Genomic DNA, 20,743 nt, shown 5'->3' with positions numbered 1-20,743 from the left:
ACTTCTCTCGTCTCGCCGCCTAGCACGGGCGACCGAGCCGCGCGACGAAAAAGCCGTCGGTGCCATCGTGGCCAGGAGTCAACAGCCGGCCGGCACCATCCAAACGCCCCGCGGCAATGGGCGTTGCTTCACTAATCCACGATGAATGGCGCGCGAGGAAGCGTTCGATCTGGCCTGCCCCTTCGCGGGACAGCAATGAGCAGACCGCGTAGACGAGCCGCCCGCCCGGCTGGACCAGCTCGGCGCCAATGTCGAGCAACCGCTCCTGGACAGCGATCACGCGCTCCAGGCGCTCGGGGGTCAACCGCCAGCGTCCTTCGGGATTGCGCCGCCATGTCCCGCTGCCCGAACAGGGCGCGTCGATCACGACCAGGTCGGCCTTCGCCTGCCAGTCGGGCAGTTCCGCGAGCTCGTTCGGCGGGCTGAGCAAGCGCGTCTCGATCCGGGCACCCGCACGCTCGGCCCGCGCCGGAAGTTTGGACAGGCGCGCGCGATTGCTGTCGGTCGCGAGGATGTGCGCGCCCGGCGCGGCCGCAACCAGGGCCAGCGACTTGCCACCGGCGCCCGCGCAGAGGTCGAGGATCTGCTCGCCATCCTGCGCTCCGCAGGCAAGCGCGATCAGCTGGCTGCCCTCGTCCTGCACCTCGACCAGCCCCTGCTGATAGACGGGATGATCGTCGACCCGGCTGTCGGACGCCAGCCGAATGCCCCACGGGCTGTGCGGGGTCGGGGTGGCACTTGGGAATTGCGCAAGCACGTCGTCGGGGGCGGCGTGCGCGGCATTGACGCGCAGGTCGAGCGGCGCGCGTTCGAGGAGCGCAGGCCATTCGCCTGCGCCAACTAACGGCGAAAGCTCCGACACGACCCACATGGGGACGATGCCGGCTCCCGCCCCGACGTCGCCATCGGTAATCGGCTCGGGGCCACGCGGCTCGCCGAACAGCGCCCGCAGGTCGGTATCGTCATTCGCAAGCCCGACAATGGCTGCCCGCCCGCTATCAGGCCTCTCGGCCGCGCGCCGGATCGCGCGAAACACGAGCTCGCGCACCGCGCGCCGGTCGCCCGAGCCCGCGTAACGCCGTTGCTTGAAATACCGGCTGACAATCAGGTCGGCCGGCGGCCCATCCTCGCGCGCCGCGTCAACCACCTCATCGAGGATTTCGATCGCGGCCTGCAGGCGCGCGGGTGGCGTCATGGGTCACCGCGTCGGATAGTTGGGCGCCTCTCGCGTGATGGCGACGTCGTGCACATGGCTTTCGCTCAAGCCGGCGTTGGTGATCCGAACGAACTTCGCTCGCTTTTGCAGCTCGGGGATGGTGTTCGATCCGGTATAGCCCATCGCCGCCTTCACTCCCCCCACGAGCTGGTGGATGATGTCGCGCACCGGGCCCTTGAACGGCACCTGGCCCTCGATGCCCTCGGGAACGAGCTTCAAATGATCGCGGATGTCCTGCTGGAAATAGCGGTCCGCCGACCCACGCGCCATTGCCCCCACCGACCCCATCCCGCGATAGGATTTGTAGCTGCGGCCCTGATAAAGAAAGATTTCGCCAGGCGCTTCGGCGGTACCGGCAAGGAGCGAGCCAACCATCACGGCCGACGCGCCGGCGGCGAGCGCCTTGGCGATGTCGCCGCTGGTTCGGATGCCGCCGTCGGCGATGACGGGAACGCCATTCGCCGCCCTCGCCGCCTCCATCACTGCGGTCAGTTGCGGCACGCCGACGCCGGCGACGATCCGCGTCGTGCAGATCGAGCCCGGGCCGATGCCGACCTTGATCGCGTCCGCCCCGGCATCCGCCAAGGCCTTCGCCGCGTCCGCAGTGGCGACGTTGCCGGCAATCACCTGTACGGAATTGGATACTTTCTTCACCCGCTCGACCGAGCGGGCCACGTCGATGTTGTGACCATGCGCGGTATCGATGACGATGCAATCGCAGCCCGCGTCGATCAGCGCCTCGGAGCGGGCGAAGCCGGAATCGCCGACCGTCGTCGCCGCGGCAACGCGCAGCCGCCCCTCCGCATCCTTGGTCGCGAGCGGCGCCGCGACCGACTTCTCGATGTCCTTGACGGTGATCAGCCCGACGCAATGATCGTCCTTGTCGACGACCAGCAATTTCTCGATCCGCCGTTGATGAAGAATCCGGCGGGCGTCCGTCTCGGTGGTGCCGACCGGGACCGTTGCCAGATTCTCCCGCGTCATCAGCTCGCTGACCTTCTGTTTCGGGTTTTCGGCGAAGCGGACGTCACGGTTGGTGAGGATGCCCGCGAGCTTGCCGGATTTCTCGACGATCGGGATTCCGCTGATGCGGTTGATCTTCATCAGCTCGAGCGCCTCGGCCAGCGTCTGCTCGGGGGTCATGGTGATCGGATTGACCACCATGCCGCTCTCGAACCTTTTGACCAGGCGCACCGCGGCCGCCTGCTCGTCGACGTTGAGGTTGCGGTGGAGCACGCCGATCCCGCCAAGCTGGGCAAGCGCGATGGCCATGTCGGCCTCGGTCACCGTGTCCATCGCCGAGGAGAGGATTGGGATGTTGAGCGGAATCCCGCGCGTCAGTTGTGTGCTGGTGTCAGCTTGGCTCGGGAGAACGGAGGATTCGAGCGGCTGAAGCAGGACGTCGTCGAACGTCAGACCGAGGGGAATGTCAGAAGCTGAATTGGGTTGGGCCATATCGGCCCATGACAGAGCAAGCGCGATTCGCCAAGGGGCGCTACGTCCGTGCCCGGGCCAGCACGCGCTGCGCGGCTTCGACATGCATGCGCTCGATCATCTCGTCGCCGAAGCGCTCGGCGCCGCCACTGAACGCCTCCACCAGCGACCGTGCACGCGTGATGTCGGCGACCGTCGGCGCGAACGCATGATGGCACAGCTCGATCTGGTTCGGGTGGATCAGGCTCTTGCCGTCGAAGCCGAGCCGGCGCCCCTCGGCGGCTTCCCTTGCGAACCCATCGGGATCGTCGAGACCGTTGAATACCCCGTCGAACACGGCCACTCCGGCAGCCCGCGCCGCCAGCACGATCCACTGGAGCGCGGCGGAAATCGGGTCACGCGTTGCGTCGAGCGGCAGCCGGAGGTCGGCGCGAAGGTCGTTGGTCCCGGCGATCAGCGCCACGCTCTCCCGCGCGACCTCGCCGGCCGCAAGCACGCCTGCCGCGGTCTCAATCATAGCCAGAACCGGCTTTCCGACCGTTGTGGCAACGCTGCCGACGAGCTCGCCCGACTCCGCACGCGGCACGACCACATAGCGCGCCCGCGACTGCGCCACGGCATCGAGATCGAGCGCATGCCATTCGCTGCCGACGGAATTGACCCGAATCGCGACCGGCATCGGCCACTGTGTGTCGACAGCCTGGATCGCGGCATCGCGAGCGGCCGCTTTGTCCTGCGGCTTCACCGCATCTTCGAGATCGAGCACGACAAGGTCGGCGCCGGCCTCGCGCGCTTTTGCGATCGCCCGCGGATTGGAGGCGGGCAGGAACAGGACCGACCGCACGCCGAACAAATCGCCGCTCAAGTCGCTTTTCCCTTCCGCTCGGCTCGTCACCGTCGCATCATGCCTTGAAAGAGGGACATCGGGGAAGAGACATGCTGCTGACGACTTTCATGACTGCAATCGCGGTCCTGGTGCTGTTGATCGTGATGATGAGTGTCAAGATCGTGAGCCAGGGCTACCGCTATACGATCGAGCGGTTCGGGCGTTTCGTCCGCGTCGCCGAGCCGGGCCTCAATCTCGTGACTCCATTCGTCTATCGCGTTGGCCGCAAGATCAACATGATGGAGCAGGTGGTCGACATCCCGGGCCAGGAGATCATCACCAAGGACAATGCGATGGTCGCGGTCGACGGCGTCGTCTTCTTCCAGGTCATCGATGCTGCCAAAGCAGCGTACGAAGTGAGCGACCTCTACAGCGCGCTCATGGCACTCTCGACGACCAATTTGAGAACCGTGATGGGTTCGATGGACCTCGACGAGACCCTGTCCAAACGCGACGAGATCAACGCCCGGCTGCTCGCCGTCGTCGACCATGCGACGGAACCGTGGGGCGTCAAGATCACCCGCGTCGAATTGAAGGACATTCGTCCGCCCCAGGATATCGTCAACGCGATGACGCGGCAGATGAAGGCCGAACGCGAGAAGCGCGCGTCGATTCTCGAATCCGAAGGCATGCGCCAGTCCGAGATCCTGCGTGCCGAGGGCGAAAAGCAGGCGCGGATCCTTCAGGCCGAAGGACAGAAGGAAGCCGCCTTCCGCGACGCCGAAGCGCGCGAGCGCTCCGCCATGGCGGAGGCCAATGCGACCAAATCGGTCAGCGACGCGATCGAGGGCGGAAGCAGCCAGGCGATCAATTATTTCATCGCCCAGAAATATGTCGAAGCCTTAGGCAAGTTCGCGACTTCGCCCAACTCGAAAACGATCCTGTTCCCAGTCGAAGCGACGCAGCTCATGGGAACGCTCGGCGGGATCGGTGAGCTTGCTCGCGAGGCGTTCGGCGATAGCGTACCCCGGCCGATCGCCGCGCCCAAGGTCAAGGGTAGCGGCGTTCCGGAAACCAAATGATCGAGAGCATCGATCCCGGCTGGCTGTGGCTGATCGGCGGCGTCGTGTTGCTGATTGCCGAGATCATCGCGCCGGGCTTTTTCCTCGTGTTCATCGGCGCCGCCGCGGTCGCGACCGGGCTGTTCACATTGCTGTTCGACCTTGGCGCCGTACCGCAGCTCGCCTTGTTCGCGCTCTATGCATTGCTTGCGGTAATGATCGGCCGTCGTTTCTACGCCAACCGCAGTTTGGACAGCATCGACCCGCTGCTTAACGACCGGGCAGCGCGGCTTGTCGGAAAAGTGGTGACGGTGGTCACCGCCGTCGATGAGCATGGCGGCCGTGTTCGTGTCGGCGACGGCGAGTGGAGCGCGCGCGGCGGCCCGGCCGAAGCCGGGACTCGCGTGCGCATCACAGGCGTCGAAGGCAATTGCCTGACCGTGGAAGCCGAGCGGGCACTGTCTCAATCCTGAGGGAGAATCCCTTGCCCAACCTGACTTTCACCCGCCGCGAGGCCGTTGCGGCGCTAGCGGCCTCGGCCGCGGCGCTGCCGCTCGTTTCCTGCCGTCGCGCGGGCTCAGCTGCATCGGACGCAGATGCCGGTAAGCTGCTCGATTCGATCGGCGAGAATCTCCTACGCCTGTCGCCGAGCGGCGCCACGACGCTGGGAGTGGACACCGGCGGGCGCGCGGCACTTCGCTCGCAGCTCGAAGATCGCTCCGCCGCGGGCCGGCAACGCGTTGCAGACCTGTTGAAGCAGGATCTCGCCCGCGCCGAGGCCTTTGACGTCTCGGCACTGTCGTTCCCGGTCCGCACCAGCGTCGAGGTCGTGCGAAGCGCGTACACAACCGCGCTGGAAGGATTTGCGCAGCCCTACGGCGACGTCGCGGTCGGCGGATGGCGCAATACGCCCTACGTCGTCATTCAGAACGTCGGGGCCTATCTTGACATTCCCCGCTTCCTCGACGCCGAGCATCCGATCGAGACCAGGGACGACGCCGACGCGTATCTCGCCCGGCTTCAGGCCTATCCCATTCAGCTCGATGGCGAGCTTGATCGGATGCGCTCGGCCCGCAGCGCGGGGCTGATTCCGCCGGACTTCCTGCTCGACAAGGCGCTGACGGCGATGGCGACGACGATCAAGGACACCGCTTCGGGCGGCGGCCTGGTCGAATCAATCGAACGCCGGACCCGCGAAAAGAAGATTCCCGGCGATTGGGCCGCGAAGGCGCGCGCGATCGCTCAGCAGCAGGTGCTTCCGGCCCTCAAGCGCCAGGTAGGCGAGCTGAAAGTCCAGCGCGCACTTGCGAAGGGCGACCCCGGAATGTGGGCGCGCCCGCACGGGGACGATTATTACCGCTGGGCGCTCAAGGCCTCGACGACCACGACCATGTCGCCCGAAGAGGTTCATCAGATGGGCCTTCAGCAGGTCGCCGACCTGCACGGCCGGATGGACCCGATCCTGCGGGCGGCAGGTTACACTAGCGGCTCAGTCGGCGAGCGGATGAAGCAGCTGGCCAAGGACCCGCGCTACAAATTTTCGGAGGGCGACAAGGGACGCGCCGAGATCATGGCCTTCATCCAGGAGCGCCTGAAACTCATTCGCGCGCAACTGCCGCGCGCCTTCCATACGATGGTCAAAGGCAATCTCGAGGTTCGCCGCCTCCCGCCCGCGGAAGAGCCCGGCGCGCCCGGCGCCTATGGCGGTGCCGGCTCGATCGACGGCAAGATCCCCGGCAAGTTCTGGATCAACCTGTTGACCACCGACCTGCATCGCAAATACGATCTGCCCGACTTGGCCGCGCACGAGGCTATTCCTGGTCACGTGTGGCAGGGAGAATATGCGCACAAGCTTCCGCTGATCCGCACCCAGCTGGCGTTCAACGCATATTCCGAGGGCTGGGCGCTCTACGCCGAGCAGCTGGTCGACGAGCTGGGGGTTTATGACGACTTCCCCGAGGCCCGGCTCGGCTATCTCCAGTCCCTCGCCTTCCGCGCTGCCCGGCTGGTGGTCGACACCGGGCTCCACGCCAAGCGCTGGAGCCGGCAGCAGGGCGTCGACTATTTCGTCGACATCAACGGCTCCAATCCTGGCGAGGTAGCGAGCGAGGTCGACCGCTATTGCTCATGGCCGGGTCAGGCCTGCGGCTACAAGGTCGGCCACACGACCATCGTCCGCGAGCGTGACAAGGCCAAGGCCGCGCTCGGCCCGAAGTTCGACCTGAGATATTTCGACGATGCGGTCGTGCTTGGCGGCAATGTCCCGATGGACGTGCTCGCCAAGAACGTCGGCGACTACGTCGCGCGAACCAGGAACGCCTAGCCCTTCCGGTCCCCGAGCAGGTTGGAAGCAATGTCGCCGAGATTGCCGCCCTGGAGCATCGATGCATACTGGCCGAGGGAACCCTCGCCGCCGATTTGACCGATGATCTCCTTGAGCTTGTCGACCGGAAGTCCGGTCTCTGCCGCGGCGCCTTCCGCCGTGTCGAACGCCTTCACCGCCATTTCGACATGCTCCGTAGATAGCCCAAGCTTGGCGCCCAGGTTCGCTACGTCGGATTCGCCAAATTGGCCCAGTAAACCGTCAAGAATGCCCATCTTGCTCTCCATCCAGTGTCGTTGACTCGACTCTAGCACGGTTCGAGCCCCGGCGCGCTAGCTCTTCGGGGGCTTCGCTGCCTCGGCCGCCATCCACGCATGCATCTGGTCTTCGAGCACACTCAGCGGCACCGCGCCCATGTCGAGGAAGGTGTCATGGAAGCCCTTGATGTCGAACTTCGGCCCGAGCTTCGCTTCGGCTTCGGACCGAAGCCGGCGGATCGTCAGCTCGCCGACCTTGTAGGATAGCGCCTGCCCGGGCCAGCTGATGTAGCGGTCGACCTCGGTCTCGACCTCATGCTGGGACAGCGCGGTGTGCGAGGCCAAATAATCGATCGCTTGGCTGCGCGACCAGTCGTAGCGGTGGATTCCGGTGTCGATCACCAGCCGGGCCGCGCGCCACATCGCATAGCTCTGCTGGCCAAACCGCTCATACGGGTTGCGGTAGATGCCCATCTCGTTGCCGAGCCACTCGCAATAGAGGCCCCACCCTTCGCCGTAGCCGGAAAAATAGAGATTCTGCCGGAAGCGGGGCAGCGTCTTCTGCTCTTCGGAAAGCGCGGCCTGGAAGCTGTGCCCCGGCTCGCATTCGTGAAGCGTCAGCGCGGGGATGTTGTAGAGCGGGCGGACCGGCAGATTGTAGGTGTTCATCATGCAATTCTCGAGCCCGCCCCGGCCCGAGGTGTAGAAGGGCGCGAGGGCATCCGGCACGGGAACGATCCCGAAGCGGCGCCGCGGCAGCTTGCCGAAATAATTGCCGATGACGTTGTCGGTCCGCTTGGCGACGTAGGATGACACGCCCATCAACTCGTCCGGCGTCTTGGCAATGAATTGCGGGTCGGTCTTCAGGAACTTGAGGAAGTCCTGGAACGAGCCCTTGAAGCCGCTTTCGGCCATCGTCCGGCCCATCTCGGCCTCGATCCGCGCGACCTCCTTGAGGCCGATCTGGTGGATCTCCTCGGGCGCAAGATCGAGGGTCGTATATTCGCGGATTTGGGCCCGGTAGAATGCATCGCCATCGGGCATGTCGCGAGCGGCCAGCGTCGTCCGCGCCTTGGGCAGATATTCGGAGCGATAGAAATCGAGCAGCTTGCGATAGGCGGGCTGGACCGCGTCGCGGATGGCCGCCTCGCCCTCAGCGCGCAACGCCTGTTGCTCCGATGCCGGTATGGTCGCGGGCATGGTGTCGAAGGGCTTGTGGAAGGGACTCTTGCCGATGTCGTCGGCGAGGAAGGCGGCGATCGACGCATCGCGTCCTTCAAGCGTCGCCCGCGGCACGCTGAAGCCGCGCGCCAGCCCCGCCCGCATGTTGGCGATCTGATCGTCGAAATAGCGCGGAATGTCCCGCATCCGCGCGATGTAGCGGCGGTATTCGGCCGCATCGTTCAAATGGCTCGAATCAAGATAGGTCCAGAATGAGCTGTCGCTGTTGAACGGCATCTCCCACAGCCGGAAGCGCGCATCGGAAATGGCGTTTTCGAGGATGGTGCGGAAAACCGCGGCATTAACCTTCTCCGCGGCGGACAGCTGCGCCACGGGAATCGCGTTCAACTGCGTCAACAGGTCCTGCAGATGAGCCGCTCGGCGTTGCTGGGTCGCGGGATCGATCCGCGGCAGGTAGCTGGCCGGCTTGGTCTCTCCATCGGCATTCTGGAGGACTCCGGACTCCTTCGCGTCCCACGCCGCATAGCCGTCGTAAAGCGCCTTCAGACGAGCATCCGCAGAAGCTTGCGAGGCAGGAGGAGGAGGAGCCGCAGCCGCCGAAAGCGGGACCAGCGAACCACTCGCCATCAGCAACGGGCCAGCCCACTTCAACGTCCGGATCATCCGTCCCTCCCCTCACTCGCGAGGCACGCTAGCAGCGCCAGCGCTCACGGCAACGCGGCAATGTCGGGCGGCACAAGGCGCCGCCTCGCGTCGACCGAGAAAAGCTTCGCCGGGGTGTAGAAGCGCAGCGGCCAGTCGCGCCGGCCCATCGGCGACAGCAGCAGCTCGTTGACTAATTCATGCACGGGGTGCGTTGCGTCGGCTTCGCCTAGAAACAATCGGACACCGTGGAGAAATGCCCGGGTGATCGTCTCGTGATAGCCTTCGGTGTCGCTGTTCACGCCGCCGACGCTCTCGTTGTAACGGCGGATGATGTCCGGCAGCTCCGTGTCCACATCAACGTCGAGGCGGTGGGTAAGCAGGTAGGTCGTCGCCGCGAGATGGGCTTCGTGAGTCCATTCGTCGCGCGGCAGCGTGCGTGCGAGCAGGCCCTCGCCGATATGCTCGATTTCGGCGGCGGAAGCGAAGAAGCGGGGTCGGTGATCGGTCATTGATCGGGTCCTTGTGGAGGGCCCGACCGTCGGCCGGGCCTTAAGCTGAAGTGGTTTGTGCGGCCGGTTGCGCTTGTTGTTGCGCTTGGCCTTGGGTCACCTTCGGGGCGGCTTGGCGCACGCCCTCGTCCACTTGGTCAGCAAACTGCGCGAAATTCTCCACGAATAGGTCGACCAGCCGTGCGGCCGTCGCATCATATTCGGCGGCGTTCGACCAGGTCCCGCGAGGATCGAGGATCGACATGTCGACGCCAGGCACGGCGATCGGGACTTCGAAGCCGAAGTTGGGATCCTTGCGGAACTCGACGTTGTTGAGCGAGCCGTCGAGGGCGGCGTTCAGCAGCGCCCGGGTTTCCTTGATCGGCATGCGCTTGCCGACGCCGTATTTACCGCCGGTCCAGCCGGTGTTGACCAGCCAGCAGTCGACTTCGCCTTTGGCGATCCGTTCCTTGAGCAGGTTTCCATAAACCGACGGATGCCGGGGCATGAACGGCGCGCCGAAGCAGGTCGAGAAGGTCGCCTGCGGCTCGGTGACTCCGATCTCGGTGCCCGCGACCTTCGCCGTGTAGCCGGAAAGGAAGTGATACATCGCCTGGTCCGGAGTCAGCCTGGCGATCGGCGGGAGGACGCCGAACGCGTCCGCCGTCAGCATCACGACGTTCTTCGGCAGCGGACCAAGATTGTCGGCCGAGGAATTCGGAATGTAATCGATCGGATACGCGCCGCGGCTGTTCTCGGCGAGACTGGGGTCGTCGAGGTCGAGCTCGCGCGTGACGGGATCGATCACGACATTCTCGAGCACGGTCCCGAACTTCTTGGTGGTCGCATAGATTTCCGGCTCGGACTCGGCCGAGAGACGGATCATCTTGGCGTAGCAGCCGCCCTCGAAATTGAAGACGGCGGTGTCCGACCAGCCATGCTCGTCATCGCCGATCAGCGTGCGATTGGGGTCGGCCGACAGCGTCGTCTTGCCGGTGCCCGAAAGCCCGAAGAAAATGGCGGTGTCGCCGTCCGGCCCGATGTTGGCCGAGCAATGCATCGGCATGATGCCCTGCGGCGGCAGGATGAAGTTGAGCAGGCCGAACACCGACTTTTTCATCTCGCCGGCATAGGCCGTGCCGCCGATCAGGATCAGCTTCTTCGAGAAGTTGACCGCGACCACCGTCTCGGTGCGGCAGCCATGCCGCTCGGGGTCGGCGCGGAAGCTCGGCAGATCGATGATCGTATATTCTGGCTCGAAGCGCGTGAGCTCGTCTGCTTCCGGGCGCACCAGGAGCGTGCGGATGAACAAATTGTGCCAGGCGAGTTCGTTGACGACGCGCACCCGGACCCGATGCTCGGGCTGCGACCCGCCATAGAGATCGGCGACGTAGAGCTGGTCCTTGTCGGCCAGCGCCAGCAGGAAATCTTCATGGAGGCGATCGAACGCCTCCGGTTCCATCGGCTTGTTGCCGCTGTTCCACCAGATCACATCGTCAGTCAGCTGGTCCTTGACGGTGAACTTGTCCTGCGCGCTGCGACCGGTGTGTTTGCCGGTGCGAACTACCAGCGGACCATCTTTGGCGAGAAGCCCCTCGCCCCGGCGCACGGCGTGTTCCACAAGCGGCGCGGTGGTGAGATTCCAGAAAATCTCCGCGCCCGTCGCAATGCCCTGTTTGTCCAGACCGCTACTCGGAACCCGATCCGTCACTTGTGAACGTTCCCTTCCCTTATATGCCAAAGCGGCGGCGGCCGAGGGGCCTGCCGCCGCGTGCAGTTTTGCCGGTTCCGATAAACCGGAAACACGGTCCGGTCAAAACGGCTCGGCGCGCCTTGTGTCACGTTTGGGCGCTGGCTAAGCCGCTGCGGGGGCAGTCGAGAAAGCCGCGAATGAGCCAAGTGATCGCGCTGGTCGACGATGACCGCAACATTCTGACATCGGTGTCGATCGCGCTTCAGCAGGAAGGCTTCGTCACCCGCGTCTATTCCGACGCCGCGACCGCTCTCAAGGCCTTCAGTGACACCATGCCCGATCTCGGCGTGTTCGACATCAAGATGCCGGGCATGGACGGGATGGAGCTGCTTCGCCGCGTGCGCGAGACGAGCACGATGCCGGTGATCTTCCTGACCTCTAAGGACGACGAGCTCGATGAAGCGCTCGGGCTCGCGATGGGCGCCGACGACTATATCTCCAAGCCCTTTTCGCAGCGCCTTCTGATTGCCCGCATCCGCGCGCTCCTGCGCCGTCAGGAGCTGGCTAAGAGCGAGGCCGCCTCGGCCATTCCGGAAGACGAAGTTCCGTTGCTCGAGCGCGGCCGGCTGACCATGGACCCGGCGCGGCACAAGGTGCGCTGGGCCGGCAAGGATGTGACCCTCACCGTCACGGAGTTCCTCATCCTCGAAACGCTGGCGCAACGCCCCGGTGTCGTTAAGAATCGCAACCAGCTGCTCGACGTGGCCTATCAGGATGACGTCTATGTCGACGACCGCACCATCGACAGCCACATCAAGCGCATCCGCCGCAAATTCCGCGCGAGCGACCCCGAGTTCGATGCTATCGAGACCCTCTATGGCGTCGGATATCGCTTCGACGAGCAATGACGAATCGGACCTCGCCCTGAAATGGTCGGGGCGGTTCAGCCTCGCCTATCGAATCCTCGCGGTGAACATTCTGACGATCGTGCTGGTCGCGCTGAGCACGCTCTATCTCGATGTCCTGCGCAACCGCCTCAGCAAGGAACGGGTGCGCCAGACCCGGATCGAGGCGACCGCGACTGCGCAGGCGATCCTCGCCGCCGGGCCCGAGGACCGCGAACCGATTCTCGCGACAATCTCGAAGTCGACCGGAACCCGGCTGCGGCTGTACGGGGCAGACGGCAAGCTGATCGCGGACAGCTGGCGGCAGACCGGTCCGACCTATGAACTGCAGGATCCGAGCACCCAGAAGTGGACCAAGGGCGTCGCTCGCGCGCTCGATCGCGGGTTCAACGCGCTTGTCGGATCTCCCCAAGTGGGCGACTTCGCCGAACCAACGGTCGATCGACTTCAGGCCTGGCCGGAGGCAGTCAAGGCCAAAGCGCTCAACAAGGCCGCCACGGCCGTGCGCAATGCGCCGGACCTAACGCCGGTGCTGTCGGCCGCCGTCCCCGCTGGCACCGGCGTGCTCCTCGCCACCGACAACGATCGCGCTTTCACTCGCACGGTGCGCAGTCAGCGCGCGGTAATTGTCTCGGTGATGACCGCGCTCATCCTGCTTTCAATCCTGCTGTCGCTGTTCTTGGCGCGCACGATCGTTCGCCCCCTGCGCCGCCTGGCGATTGCGGCGCACCGCGTCCGCCTTGGCCGCTCGCGCGAAGTCAACGTGCCCCGCCTCCCTTCACGCAGCGACGAGATCGGCCTGTTGGCCCGCGCCGTCTCCGACATGAGTCAATCGCTGAGGCAGCGGATCGATAATATCGAGGCCTTCGCCGCCGACGTCACGCACGAGCTCAAGAACCCCCTCGCGTCGCTCCGTTCGGCCGTCGACGGCATCGACCGCGTCGACGATCCGGAGCTCAAGCACAAGCTCATGCAAATCGCCCGCGATGACGTCCTCCGGCTCGATCGCCTGATCAACGACATTTCCGAGGCGGCGCGGACCGACGCCGAGCTGGCGCGCGCCCAGTTCGAGCGAGTCGACCTCGGTCCGCTGATCGAGCAGATCGTCCATGCCTGGGAGACGCGGAGGGAAACCGGCGATGCGCGGATTGCCTTCGCCCGGCCACGAATGAATACCGCCGTCGTCATGGGCAAGCCCGACCGGCTGGCGCGCGCAATCAACGCCATGCTCGACAATGCCGTCAGCTTCTCGCCACCGGGGGGGCTGGTCGAGATCGCCGCGGCCCGAGTGGGCGACGAGGTCCGCATCCGCGTCGACGATGAGGGCCCCGGCGTCCCTCCAGAAGCGCGCCAGGCGATCTTCAACCGCTTCCACTCGGTCAGACCGGAACAGGACGGCTTCGGGCGCCATTCGGGACTCGGCCTTGCGATCGCCGAGGCCATCGTCAAAGGCCACGACGGGGAGATCGACGTGCAGGACCGCGACGACGCGCCCTCCGGCGCTCGCTTCACCATCCGGCTTCCAGCAGCGGACCGCGAATGAACCAGGGCAGCGTTTCACGATCGGCGCGACTGTCGACCGAGAATGTACACGCGAGCACGGTCGCGAGCGAAGGGCGCGCAGTCCTGATCACCGGCCCCTCGGGCTCGGGCAAGTCCGACCTGGCGCTGCGGCTGCTCGATCGCGGCTTCACGCTGGTCAGCGACGACCAGACGATCGTCCGGCGCGACGGCGACCGGCTGATCGCCTCGGCTCCTCCCACGATCGCCGGAAAGCTCGAGATCCGCGGCATCGGCATCGTCGACATGGGGACGGTGAGCGACATTCCGGTTGCTCTCCTCGTGGAGCTGACGCTCGACATCGAGCGTCTTCCCGACGACAGCCGCGAGCGCCCGATCCTCGGCGTCGGCCTGCCGCTGATCAGCATCGACGCATGGTCGGCCTCGGCGCCGTCGAAAGTTGCGTTGGCGCTCGATCGCATGGGCCTCAAATTCTGATGTCGAAGCGGGGGCCAAGCCCGCTGCCCCGATTGCTGCTCGTCACCGGCATGTCCGGTGCCGGCAAATCCACGGTCCTCGACGCGCTCGAGGATCTTGGCTGGGATGTCGTCGACAATCTCCCCGCCGACCTCCTCGAAGGCTTTATCCATGGCGCCGGCGAATGCCGCGTGGTGCCGGTCGCGGTTGGGATGGACGTTCGCAGCCGCGGGTTCGACCCGCAGACACTGGCCGCGCGCGTCCGCGGCATCCCCGGCGTCGAGGCCGAGCTGCTCTATCTCGACTGCGCCGGCGGCGAGCTGATCCGTCGCTATGACGAGACGCGGCGAATGCATCCCCTCGCACTCGACCGGCCCGCCGAGGACGGCATCGCCCGCGAGCGCGCACTGACGGCCCCGCTCAAGGACGCCGCGGACAGCGTGCTCGATACTACCGACCTCAAGCCGGCCGACCTGCGCGACGAGCTCATGCGGCGCTACAGCGGCGATGCCGATCAACCGGTGCTGACCATTGCCTCGTTCGGTTTCGCCCGCGGGATTTCTCGCACCGCCGATTTGGTGTTCGACCTTCGCTTTCTGCCCAATCCGCATTGGGTTGATGAGCTGAGGCCGCAGACCGGCGAGGACCAGGCGGTCCGCGATTATCTCCGTGCCGACCCGTCCTGGTCCGAGACGATGGCGCGTATCGAATCGCTTCTCATCGATTGGATTCCCCGCTACTGGGCCGCGGGCAAAAGTTACGTAACCGTTGCGTTCGGATGTACAGGAGGACGCCACCGCTCGGTGGCAGCGGCAGTCGAAATGGCCGAACGGTTGCGCAACGCCGGATTTGCTCCGAATGTCCGCCACCGTGATCTCGCCTCGCCGCCCAGGGACACGATCGAGCGTCATCCGCGGCGAGAGGCTGAGGCAGGCGAGTTGAACGAATGATCGGACTAGTGCTGGTGACTCACGGCCGCCTTGCGGCCGAATTCGTCACCGCGATGGAACATGTGGTCGGCCCCCAGGAGGCGATCGAGGCGATCTGCATCGGTCCGGACGACGACATGGAAGCGCGGCGCAAGGACATCGCCGAGGCGATCGGCAAGGTCGAGCAGGGCCAGGGCGTGATCATCCTCACCGACCTGTTCGGCGGGACTCCGTCGAATCTCGCGATCAGCCTGATGAAGAGCGAGAATGTCGAGGTCATCGCCGGGGTTAACCTGCCGATGCTCATTCGGCTCGAGGGCGCTCGCAAGGTCATGCCGGTCCATGCTGCGGTCGCCGCCGCGCGTGAGGCAGGCCGCAAATATATCTCGGTCGCCTCGGAGATCCTCGGGGAAGCGGCGGCTTGAACGGCGTCAGCCGCGAGGTCCGCATCGGCAACAAGCGCGGGCTTCACGCGCGGGCCAGCGCCAAGTTCGTCAACCTCGCCAGCCAGATCGACGGTGAAGTCGAGGTCGAAAAGGACGGCAACCGCGTCTGCGGCACCTCGATCATGGGCCTGATGATGCTCGGCGCGGCGATGGGCGATACCATCACGATCCACGTCAAGGGCGTTCAGGCCGAGGAGGCACTCGCCAGGCTCGCCGCCATGGTCGAGGACCGTTTCGGCGAAGAATAATGGTTCGCCAGGTCACCGCATTCTCCAACGCAACGGTCAAGCGCCTCCGTTCGCTTCGCGAGAAAAAGGCGCGGCGTGCGGAAGGCTTGTTCCTCGCCGAGGGCCTGAGGATCATCGCCGAGGCGCGCGACAGCGGGCAACTGCCGGAGATTATCGCCTTCTCGCCTGAGGGCGCGAAGCATCCGCTTGCTGCCGAGATCATTGCCCAAGCCGAAGCCGCCGGCGCGGACGCGGTCGAGACAACCGCCGACATCCTCGCGAAGATGAGCGGCAAGGACAATCCGCAGATGCTGCTCGGCGCCTACCGCCAGCCGGACACGTCGCTCGACCGGATCGACCGTTCCACGGCCGACCTGTGGATCGTCGCCCAGGCACTGCGCGATCCCGGCAATCTCGGGACCATCCTTAGGACCGGCGACGCGGCCGGGGCCGGCGGGCTGATCCTCATCGACGATTGCGTCGACCCTTTCTCGGTCGAGGCGGTACGCGCCTCGATGGGGGCTTTGTTCACGCAACAGATCGCGACCGCGCGGTGGGACGAGTTCATCGCCTGGCTCCGCTCCGGCGAAGGACAGCTCGTCGGGACCAGCCTAAAGGCCACGGACGATTATCTCGACTCGAAGTACGAGCGGCCATGTTTCCTGCTCATCGGCAACGAACAGCAGGGCCTCCCAGCCGATTATGAGGCGGCATGCGACCTGCTGGTCAAAATCCCGATGGCCGGGCGCGCCGACAGCCTCAACGCGGCGATGGCGACGGCGGTGATGGCATTCGCGATCCGGTCCAGCTGGCGGTGACGGAACCGCAGCGCCGGCCCACGGTTGTTTCGATCATGAAAAGATGGATCGCATTGCCGCTTGCAGCATCACTAACCGGCTGCCTGACCGCGCCGCCTCCGCCGCCACCGCCCTATCATGCGATCGGCACCGAGCCCTTCTGGAACCTCCTGATCGACGAGCACGATCTGACCTTCACCCAACCCGACGCGGCGCCGATCACCCAGCCGACGCCCAAGGTCATCATCGGGTTCGCCGGCGAAATCTACCAGACCCCGCGGATCGGCGTGAACATCGTCCACGGCAATTGCAGCGACGGGATGAGCGACCGCACCTATCCGGACAAGGTCCAGGTCACGATCGACGGGCGTCAGTTCCATGGCTGCGGCGGGCTCTAGACTAGCGCTCCTCGGGCTGGTTTGCGCGGGGTGCACCAACCTCGTCTTCGACCAGCGCTCGTTCGAGGGGACGCAGTGGCGCATCACGACGATCAACGTCGAAGCAACCGACCCGTCGAGCCCTTATCCCATGTCCTTCGAAGGCGGCCGCATCCACGGTGGATTCGGCTGCAACGGCGGGTCAGGAGAATATCGCCTCGCCGCCGGCCAACTTATTGTTTCGCACGTGATCACGACGGAGCGCGCCTGCGCCGATCTTCACCGGCAGCAAATGGAGGAACGCGCCCTGCATGTGCTTCGATTGCCGATGCAGATCGGTCGAAATCCAAAAACCGGCGGGACGATTCTCAGCAACGGCGCCGGAAGTCTGGAGCTTGCTCCGGTGGTTACCGGTCGAAGACTATGATCATTCCGGCGCGATCTGCGGCGGGCTTTAGCGCCCACCCCGGGGGGTGAGTCAACTTCGTCAACTTCGCGGCATTCCCGCCGCGATTTCAAAGAGCTGACAGCGGACTGTCAGCCGAAACCCTATTTTGCAAACTATTCCGCAGCGATCTGCGGCGGGTCGTCCGCTTCGCCGCTTAGCTCAAGTTCTTCCTCGGCGTAGCGCGGGAGCGCCTCGACCGGCGTCAGGACATCGATGTCGCGCCGACCGGGCTCGATGTTGAGCTCGCGGAACTTGCGCGCCGTGACTAGTGACCGAGTCTCAAAGCTGGCGACGAAGCTATTGTAATTGTTGACGGCGGTGGACAGACCACTGCCAACCTTGCGCAGGTCGTCGGCGGCCTTGGCGAGCCGCTCGTAAAGCTCCTTGCCGAGCTCGCCGATCTGCCGCGCTTCTTTCGCCAGCCGCTCCTGTCGCCACACCGCCGCCACCGTCCGGGCAATCGCAATGAGGTTGGTCGGTGTCGCCAGTAGAACCTTTTTATTGAAGGCGTAGTCCCACAAGGTCGGGTCCTGCTCCAACGCGGCGGTCAGGAAATGCTCGCCCGGGATGAACATCACGACATAGTCGGGCGCATCCTCGAACTGCGACCAATAGGCCTTGGCGCCGAGCGCGTTCACATGGGCGCGGATCGCCGAGGCATGAGCGGTCAGGTGCGTATCGCGAACCGCCTCGTCGACCGCTCCGTAGGCGTCCTGATATTCGTTGAGTGAGACCTTGGCGTCGATTACCAGCGACTGGCCGCCGGGCACGCGAACGACCACGTCGGGCCTCAGCTTGCCGCCCTCTCCATCCGCCACACTCACCTCGGTCGCGAAATCGCAATGCTCGGAGAGGCCGCACGTCTCGAGCACGTTGCGCAGCTGCTGCTCGCCCCAGCGCCCGCGCGCCTTGGGCGCATTGCGCAATGCATTGACCAGCTTGGCCGCTTCGGCGGAGACGCGCTCGGTGCCGGTCCGCATCGCCTCGATCTGCCCGGACAGCATGCCGAAGGCGTCGCGGCGCTCGGCCTCGACCTTCTGGACGGTGGTCTCATAGCGTTCCAGGCGCTCGTGGACGGGTTGCAGCAGCGCCTTCAGATTCTGGCCGGCGTTCTCTTCCGACTGACGGAAGCGCTGGTCCGCGCGCTTGAGAAAGGTCTCCTGAGCTTCGGCGAGCAGCTTGTTGCTGATCTCAGAGAACTGCGCCGACAGCGACTCCTTTGCCTCGACCAGCTCCTGGATTCGGGCCTCGAAGCCGCGCTCACGTTCGAACTGCGAGGCCTCGAGCGCGGCGAGCCTGACCGCCGCATCGCGATTGGCGTCGCGTTCCTTCACGACCTCGTCGAGCTGGGAGCGCAAGCTTGTCACGGTCTGTTTGGCGCCGGCCGCCTCGCGGCTCGCGAACAGCCAGCCGATCAATCCGCCCAACAGGAGCGCGATCAAGCCGACTATGATAGTTATCGCGCCCATGAGACCGCGCCTCCCCGGAACAGAAGGCGAACTTTAGGGCGAATTGTCTTTTTTCACAATAGGAACCGCTCGCACCGGGGCCGGTTCTCCACAGGAATCTCGGGAGCTTCCAATGTCCATTCGCAAGATGATCGCCCTCCACCCCGACGTCCAGGGCCGGGTCAACCAGCCGCTCGGCGATGCCGCGCATCACCTGATGTATTGCGCGCGGATGTGCCTCAGCTGCGCCGACGCCTGCGCCGCCGAGAAGATGGACATGAAGCAGTGCATCCGCACCTGCCTCGATTGCAGCGATGTGTGCGAGGCGACCGGCAAGCTGGCGGTTCGCCGCACCGGCGCCAACGAGCAGGTCCTGCGCGAAATGCTCGAACTATGCGCCCGCGTCTGCGACGAATGCGCGGCGGAATGTGAGAAGCACGACCACGAGCATTGCAAGCTGTGCGCCCAGATGTGCCGCGAATGCGCCGCCGACTGCCGCGTCGCCGCGGAATCGCTCTAAAAGTCGGATTTCCCGAAGCGGGGAACGCCCTGGTTCACCCCGGGCGGATCGAGGACGCTGGCATCGAGCGCGACCGGCTCGCCGATCCAATGCGCCAGGCTCGTGTGGTCGGCGAGATCGTCGTCGGTCAGGGGATGCACCAGCGCGCGCAGGCCGGACGCTTCGATCGCCTCGATCACGGCCGATCGAGAGCCTTCGCGGAAGTGCACCTCATATTGGGGGATCGGATGAGGGCCGACGCCGCGGTCGGTCAGCTGGCCGACGAACAGGATCTCGGGTCGACTGGCAAAATCGTCGCGCAAGCGCTCGGCTGAAGGCCGTTCCTCGGCCGAATAATAGATGTGGGCGTGGTAGGGCGCGTCGCCGACAGCCATCAGGCCGCCGCCAGCTCTTTCCGCTGCTTGGCGAGCTTCTTTAAGATCATCTCGCGCTTTAGCCGGGACAGATGGTCGATGAACAGAACGCCTTCCAGGTGATCCATCTCGTGCTGCAGGCAGGTGGCGAGCAGCCCGGTGATCTCCTCGTCGTGTGACTTGCCATCGAGGTCGAGCCACCGCGCGCGAATGCGATCGGGGCGGTCGACCTCGGCATATTGGTCAGGGACCGACAGGCAGCCTTCCGTGTAGGGCACGTCGTGGTCGCTATGCTCGACGATCTCGGGGTTGATGAACACGCGCGGGTCCCTGACCGGCTTGCTCTCCGGGTCTTCCGGGTCGGCCGGTTCCTGGAGGTCGATCACCAGGATGCGCCTGGGCACGCCGACCTGGATCGCGGCGAGCCCGATGCCAGGCGCGGCATACATCGTCTCGAACATGTCGGCGACGAGCGACTTCACCTCGCCATCGACCGTCTCGACGGGCGAGGAGATCTGCCGCAGGCGTGGATCGGGAACTTCGACGATCGGTAGCAATGCCATGGCGGTAATTTAGTCTTTCAACCGAGGGGGTTCAAGCAATCGGACGCCGCGCTCTCAGCGCTTGGGCCAGCGTGCCTTCGTCGAGATAGTCGAGCTCGCCACCGACTGGAAGACCGTGCGCCAACTGGCTGAGACGGAGCGGATATTTCTCCAGCCGCTCGGCGATGTAGTGGGCGGTGGTCTGCCCCTCCAATGTCGCGTTCATTGCCAGCACGACCTCCTCGATCCCGCCTGCCGCGACGCGCTTGACCAGCTGGTCGATCGACAAATCCTCGGGCCGCACCCCTTCGAGCGCCGACAAACGCCCGCCGAGCACGTGGTAGCGGCCGGGGAACAGGCGCGAGCGGTCGAGCGCCCACAGGTCGGAGACTTCCTCGACCACACACAGCATCTTGTCGTCACGCCGCGGGTCGCGGCAGATTGAGCAAGGGTCGGAGGTGTCGACATTGCCGCAGACCGAGCAGGTCGAGAGCTTGTTGGCGACGTTCCCGAGGGCCGCCAGCAGCGGCTGCAGCGCATTCTCGCGCTTCTTCATCAGATAGAGCACCGCGCGCCGCGCCGAGCGCGGCCCAAGCCCGGGGAGGCGCGCGAGAGCCTGGCTCAGTGCTTCGATCTCCGGTGAGGCCAT

Annotated in this window: 24 protein-coding genes; 13 read left to right on the top strand and 11 right to left on the bottom strand. The window is 65.2% G+C overall.

The window, feature by feature from the left end; genetic code table 11:
• Positions 1-19: 19 nt before the first annotated feature.
• The 3 genes from N539_RS0112780 to N539_RS0112770 are packed head-to-tail and all read right to left on the bottom strand — an operon-like array spanning position 20 to position 3,515.
• Positions 20-1,195, bottom strand: a complete 1,176-nt coding sequence (locus tag N539_RS0112780; protein ID WP_028970578.1) for an RsmB/NOP family class I SAM-dependent RNA methyltransferase — start codon at positions 1,193-1,195, stop codon at positions 20-22.
• Between the two features lie 3 nt (positions 1,196-1,198).
• A complete protein-coding gene (guaB, locus tag N539_RS0112775) occupies positions 1,199-2,671 on the bottom strand; it encodes an IMP dehydrogenase (protein ID WP_028970577.1) in 1,473 nt (490 codons plus the stop codon).
• 40 nt (positions 2,672-2,711) lie between these two features.
• A complete protein-coding gene (locus tag N539_RS0112770) occupies positions 2,712-3,515 on the bottom strand; it encodes an HpcH/HpaI aldolase/citrate lyase family protein (RefSeq protein ID WP_028970576.1) in 804 nt (267 codons plus the stop codon).
• A 71-nt stretch (positions 3,516-3,586) separates the two neighbouring features.
• Here N539_RS0112770 and N539_RS0112765 point away from each other — a divergent pair, with 71 nt between their 5' ends.
• Genes N539_RS0112765 through N539_RS17035 form a run of 3 tightly spaced genes read left to right on the top strand, consistent with a single transcriptional unit; the run spans position 3,587 to position 6,860 of the window.
• The gene (locus tag N539_RS0112765) at positions 3,587-4,558 is read left to right on the top strand and encodes an SPFH domain-containing protein (RefSeq protein WP_197018421.1); all 972 of its coding nucleotides are present in this window, start codon (positions 3,587-3,589) and stop codon (positions 4,556-4,558) included.
• A complete protein-coding gene (locus N539_RS0112760) occupies positions 4,555-5,010 on the top strand; it encodes an NfeD family protein (protein ID WP_028970574.1) in 456 nt (151 codons plus the stop codon). Before N539_RS0112765 ends, N539_RS0112760 begins: the two co-directional genes overlap by 4 nt.
• An 11-nt stretch (positions 5,011-5,021) precedes the next feature.
• Positions 5,022-6,860, top strand: coding sequence for a DUF885 domain-containing protein (locus tag N539_RS17035; RefSeq protein WP_037552777.1), 1,839 nt, complete (start codon positions 5,022-5,024; stop codon positions 6,858-6,860).
• Here the strand turns inward: N539_RS17035 and N539_RS0112750 are convergent.
• Genes N539_RS0112750 through N539_RS17030 form a run of 4 tightly spaced genes read right to left on the bottom strand, consistent with a single transcriptional unit; the run spans position 6,857 to position 11,143 of the window.
• Entirely contained in the window at positions 6,857-7,135 is a 279-nt protein-coding gene (locus N539_RS0112750; RefSeq protein WP_028970573.1) for a hypothetical protein, read from the bottom strand. The genes N539_RS17035 and N539_RS0112750 overlap by 4 nt on opposite strands.
• A 57-nt stretch (positions 7,136-7,192) precedes the next feature.
• Positions 7,193-8,962, bottom strand: a complete 1,770-nt coding sequence (locus N539_RS0112745) for a DUF885 domain-containing protein (RefSeq protein WP_028970572.1) — start codon at positions 8,960-8,962, stop codon at positions 7,193-7,195.
• Between the two features lie 44 nt (positions 8,963-9,006).
• Positions 9,007-9,453, bottom strand: coding sequence for a hypothetical protein (locus N539_RS0112740; RefSeq protein ID WP_028970571.1), 447 nt, complete (start codon positions 9,451-9,453; stop codon positions 9,007-9,009).
• A 40-nt stretch (positions 9,454-9,493) separates the two neighbouring features.
• Positions 9,494-11,143: a phosphoenolpyruvate carboxykinase gene (locus N539_RS17030; protein ID WP_051531792.1), complete on the bottom strand. Its 1,650-nt coding sequence runs from the start codon at positions 11,141-11,143 to the stop codon at positions 9,494-9,496.
• Positions 11,144-11,322: 179 nt separating this feature from the next.
• Between N539_RS17030 and N539_RS0112730 the strand changes: the two genes are divergently transcribed.
• Genes N539_RS0112730 through N539_RS0112690 form a run of 9 tightly spaced genes read left to right on the top strand, consistent with a single transcriptional unit; the run spans position 11,323 to position 17,210 of the window.
• The gene (locus N539_RS0112730) at positions 11,323-12,033 is read left to right on the top strand and encodes a response regulator transcription factor (protein WP_028970570.1); all 711 of its coding nucleotides are present in this window, start codon (positions 11,323-11,325) and stop codon (positions 12,031-12,033) included.
• The gene (locus N539_RS0112725) at positions 12,002-13,573 is read left to right on the top strand and encodes a sensor histidine kinase (protein ID WP_028970569.1); all 1,572 of its coding nucleotides are present in this window, start codon (positions 12,002-12,004) and stop codon (positions 13,571-13,573) included. Before N539_RS0112730 ends, N539_RS0112725 begins: the two co-directional genes overlap by 32 nt.
• The gene (locus N539_RS0112720; protein ID WP_028970568.1) at positions 13,570-14,028 is read left to right on the top strand and encodes an HPr kinase/phosphorylase; all 459 of its coding nucleotides are present in this window, start codon (positions 13,570-13,572) and stop codon (positions 14,026-14,028) included. Before N539_RS0112725 ends, N539_RS0112720 begins: the two co-directional genes overlap by 4 nt.
• Positions 14,028-14,957: an RNase adapter RapZ gene (rapZ, locus tag N539_RS0112715; protein ID WP_037552776.1), complete on the top strand. Its 930-nt coding sequence runs from the start codon at positions 14,028-14,030 to the stop codon at positions 14,955-14,957. The genes N539_RS0112720 and rapZ overlap by 1 nt, the downstream gene beginning before the upstream one ends.
• Complete coding sequence (locus tag N539_RS0112710) at positions 14,954-15,361, top strand: PTS sugar transporter subunit IIA (protein WP_028970566.1); 408 nt, start codon at positions 14,954-14,956, stop codon at positions 15,359-15,361. The genes rapZ and N539_RS0112710 overlap by 4 nt, the downstream gene beginning before the upstream one ends.
• Positions 15,358-15,630 (top strand): HPr family phosphocarrier protein, encoded by a 273-nt coding sequence (locus N539_RS0112705; protein WP_028970565.1) that lies wholly within the window; start codon positions 15,358-15,360, stop codon positions 15,628-15,630. The genes N539_RS0112710 and N539_RS0112705 overlap by 4 nt, the downstream gene beginning before the upstream one ends.
• Positions 15,630-16,427, top strand: coding sequence for a TrmH family RNA methyltransferase (locus N539_RS0112700; protein WP_028970564.1), 798 nt, complete (start codon positions 15,630-15,632; stop codon positions 16,425-16,427). Before N539_RS0112705 ends, N539_RS0112700 begins: the two co-directional genes overlap by 1 nt.
• Positions 16,428-16,462: 35 nt before the next feature.
• The gene (locus N539_RS0112695; protein WP_156029943.1) at positions 16,463-16,804 is read left to right on the top strand and encodes a COG3650 family protein; all 342 of its coding nucleotides are present in this window, start codon (positions 16,463-16,465) and stop codon (positions 16,802-16,804) included.
• Positions 16,785-17,210, top strand: coding sequence for an META domain-containing protein (locus N539_RS0112690; RefSeq protein WP_028970562.1), 426 nt, complete (start codon positions 16,785-16,787; stop codon positions 17,208-17,210). Before N539_RS0112695 ends, N539_RS0112690 begins: the two co-directional genes overlap by 20 nt.
• Positions 17,211-17,344: 134 nt before the next feature.
• On the opposite strand, the gene N539_RS0112685 is transcribed toward N539_RS0112690, so the two are convergent.
• Positions 17,345-18,700, bottom strand: a complete 1,356-nt coding sequence (locus N539_RS0112685; protein WP_028970561.1) for a DNA recombination protein RmuC — start codon at positions 18,698-18,700, stop codon at positions 17,345-17,347.
• 112 nt (positions 18,701-18,812) lie between these two features.
• Between N539_RS0112685 and N539_RS0112680 the strand changes: the two genes are divergently transcribed.
• Complete coding sequence (locus N539_RS0112680) at positions 18,813-19,199, top strand: four-helix bundle copper-binding protein (protein WP_028970560.1); 387 nt, start codon at positions 18,813-18,815, stop codon at positions 19,197-19,199.
• On the opposite strand, the gene N539_RS0112675 is transcribed toward N539_RS0112680, so the two are convergent.
• From N539_RS0112675 to recR, 3 genes are read right to left on the bottom strand one after another with little or no spacing between them, the layout of a single operon-like run.
• Complete coding sequence (locus tag N539_RS0112675) at positions 19,196-19,573, bottom strand: DOPA 4,5-dioxygenase family protein (RefSeq protein WP_028970559.1); 378 nt, start codon at positions 19,571-19,573, stop codon at positions 19,196-19,198. The genes N539_RS0112680 and N539_RS0112675 overlap by 4 nt on opposite strands.
• A complete protein-coding gene (def, locus tag N539_RS0112670; protein ID WP_028970558.1) occupies positions 19,573-20,115 on the bottom strand; it encodes a peptide deformylase in 543 nt (180 codons plus the stop codon). Before def ends, N539_RS0112675 begins: the two co-directional genes overlap by 1 nt.
• Before the next feature lie 31 nt (positions 20,116-20,146).
• Positions 20,147-20,743, bottom strand: a complete 597-nt coding sequence (recR, locus tag N539_RS0112665) for a recombination mediator RecR (RefSeq protein WP_028970557.1) — start codon at positions 20,741-20,743, stop codon at positions 20,147-20,149.

This window comes from Sphingomonas sp. URHD0057 (assembly GCF_000620665.1).
Taxonomy (GTDB): Bacteria; Pseudomonadota; Alphaproteobacteria; order Sphingomonadales; family Sphingomonadaceae; genus Sphingomicrobium.
Note: the sequence above shows the minus strand (reverse complement) of the source record. Positions and strands in the feature narration are given on the sequence as shown.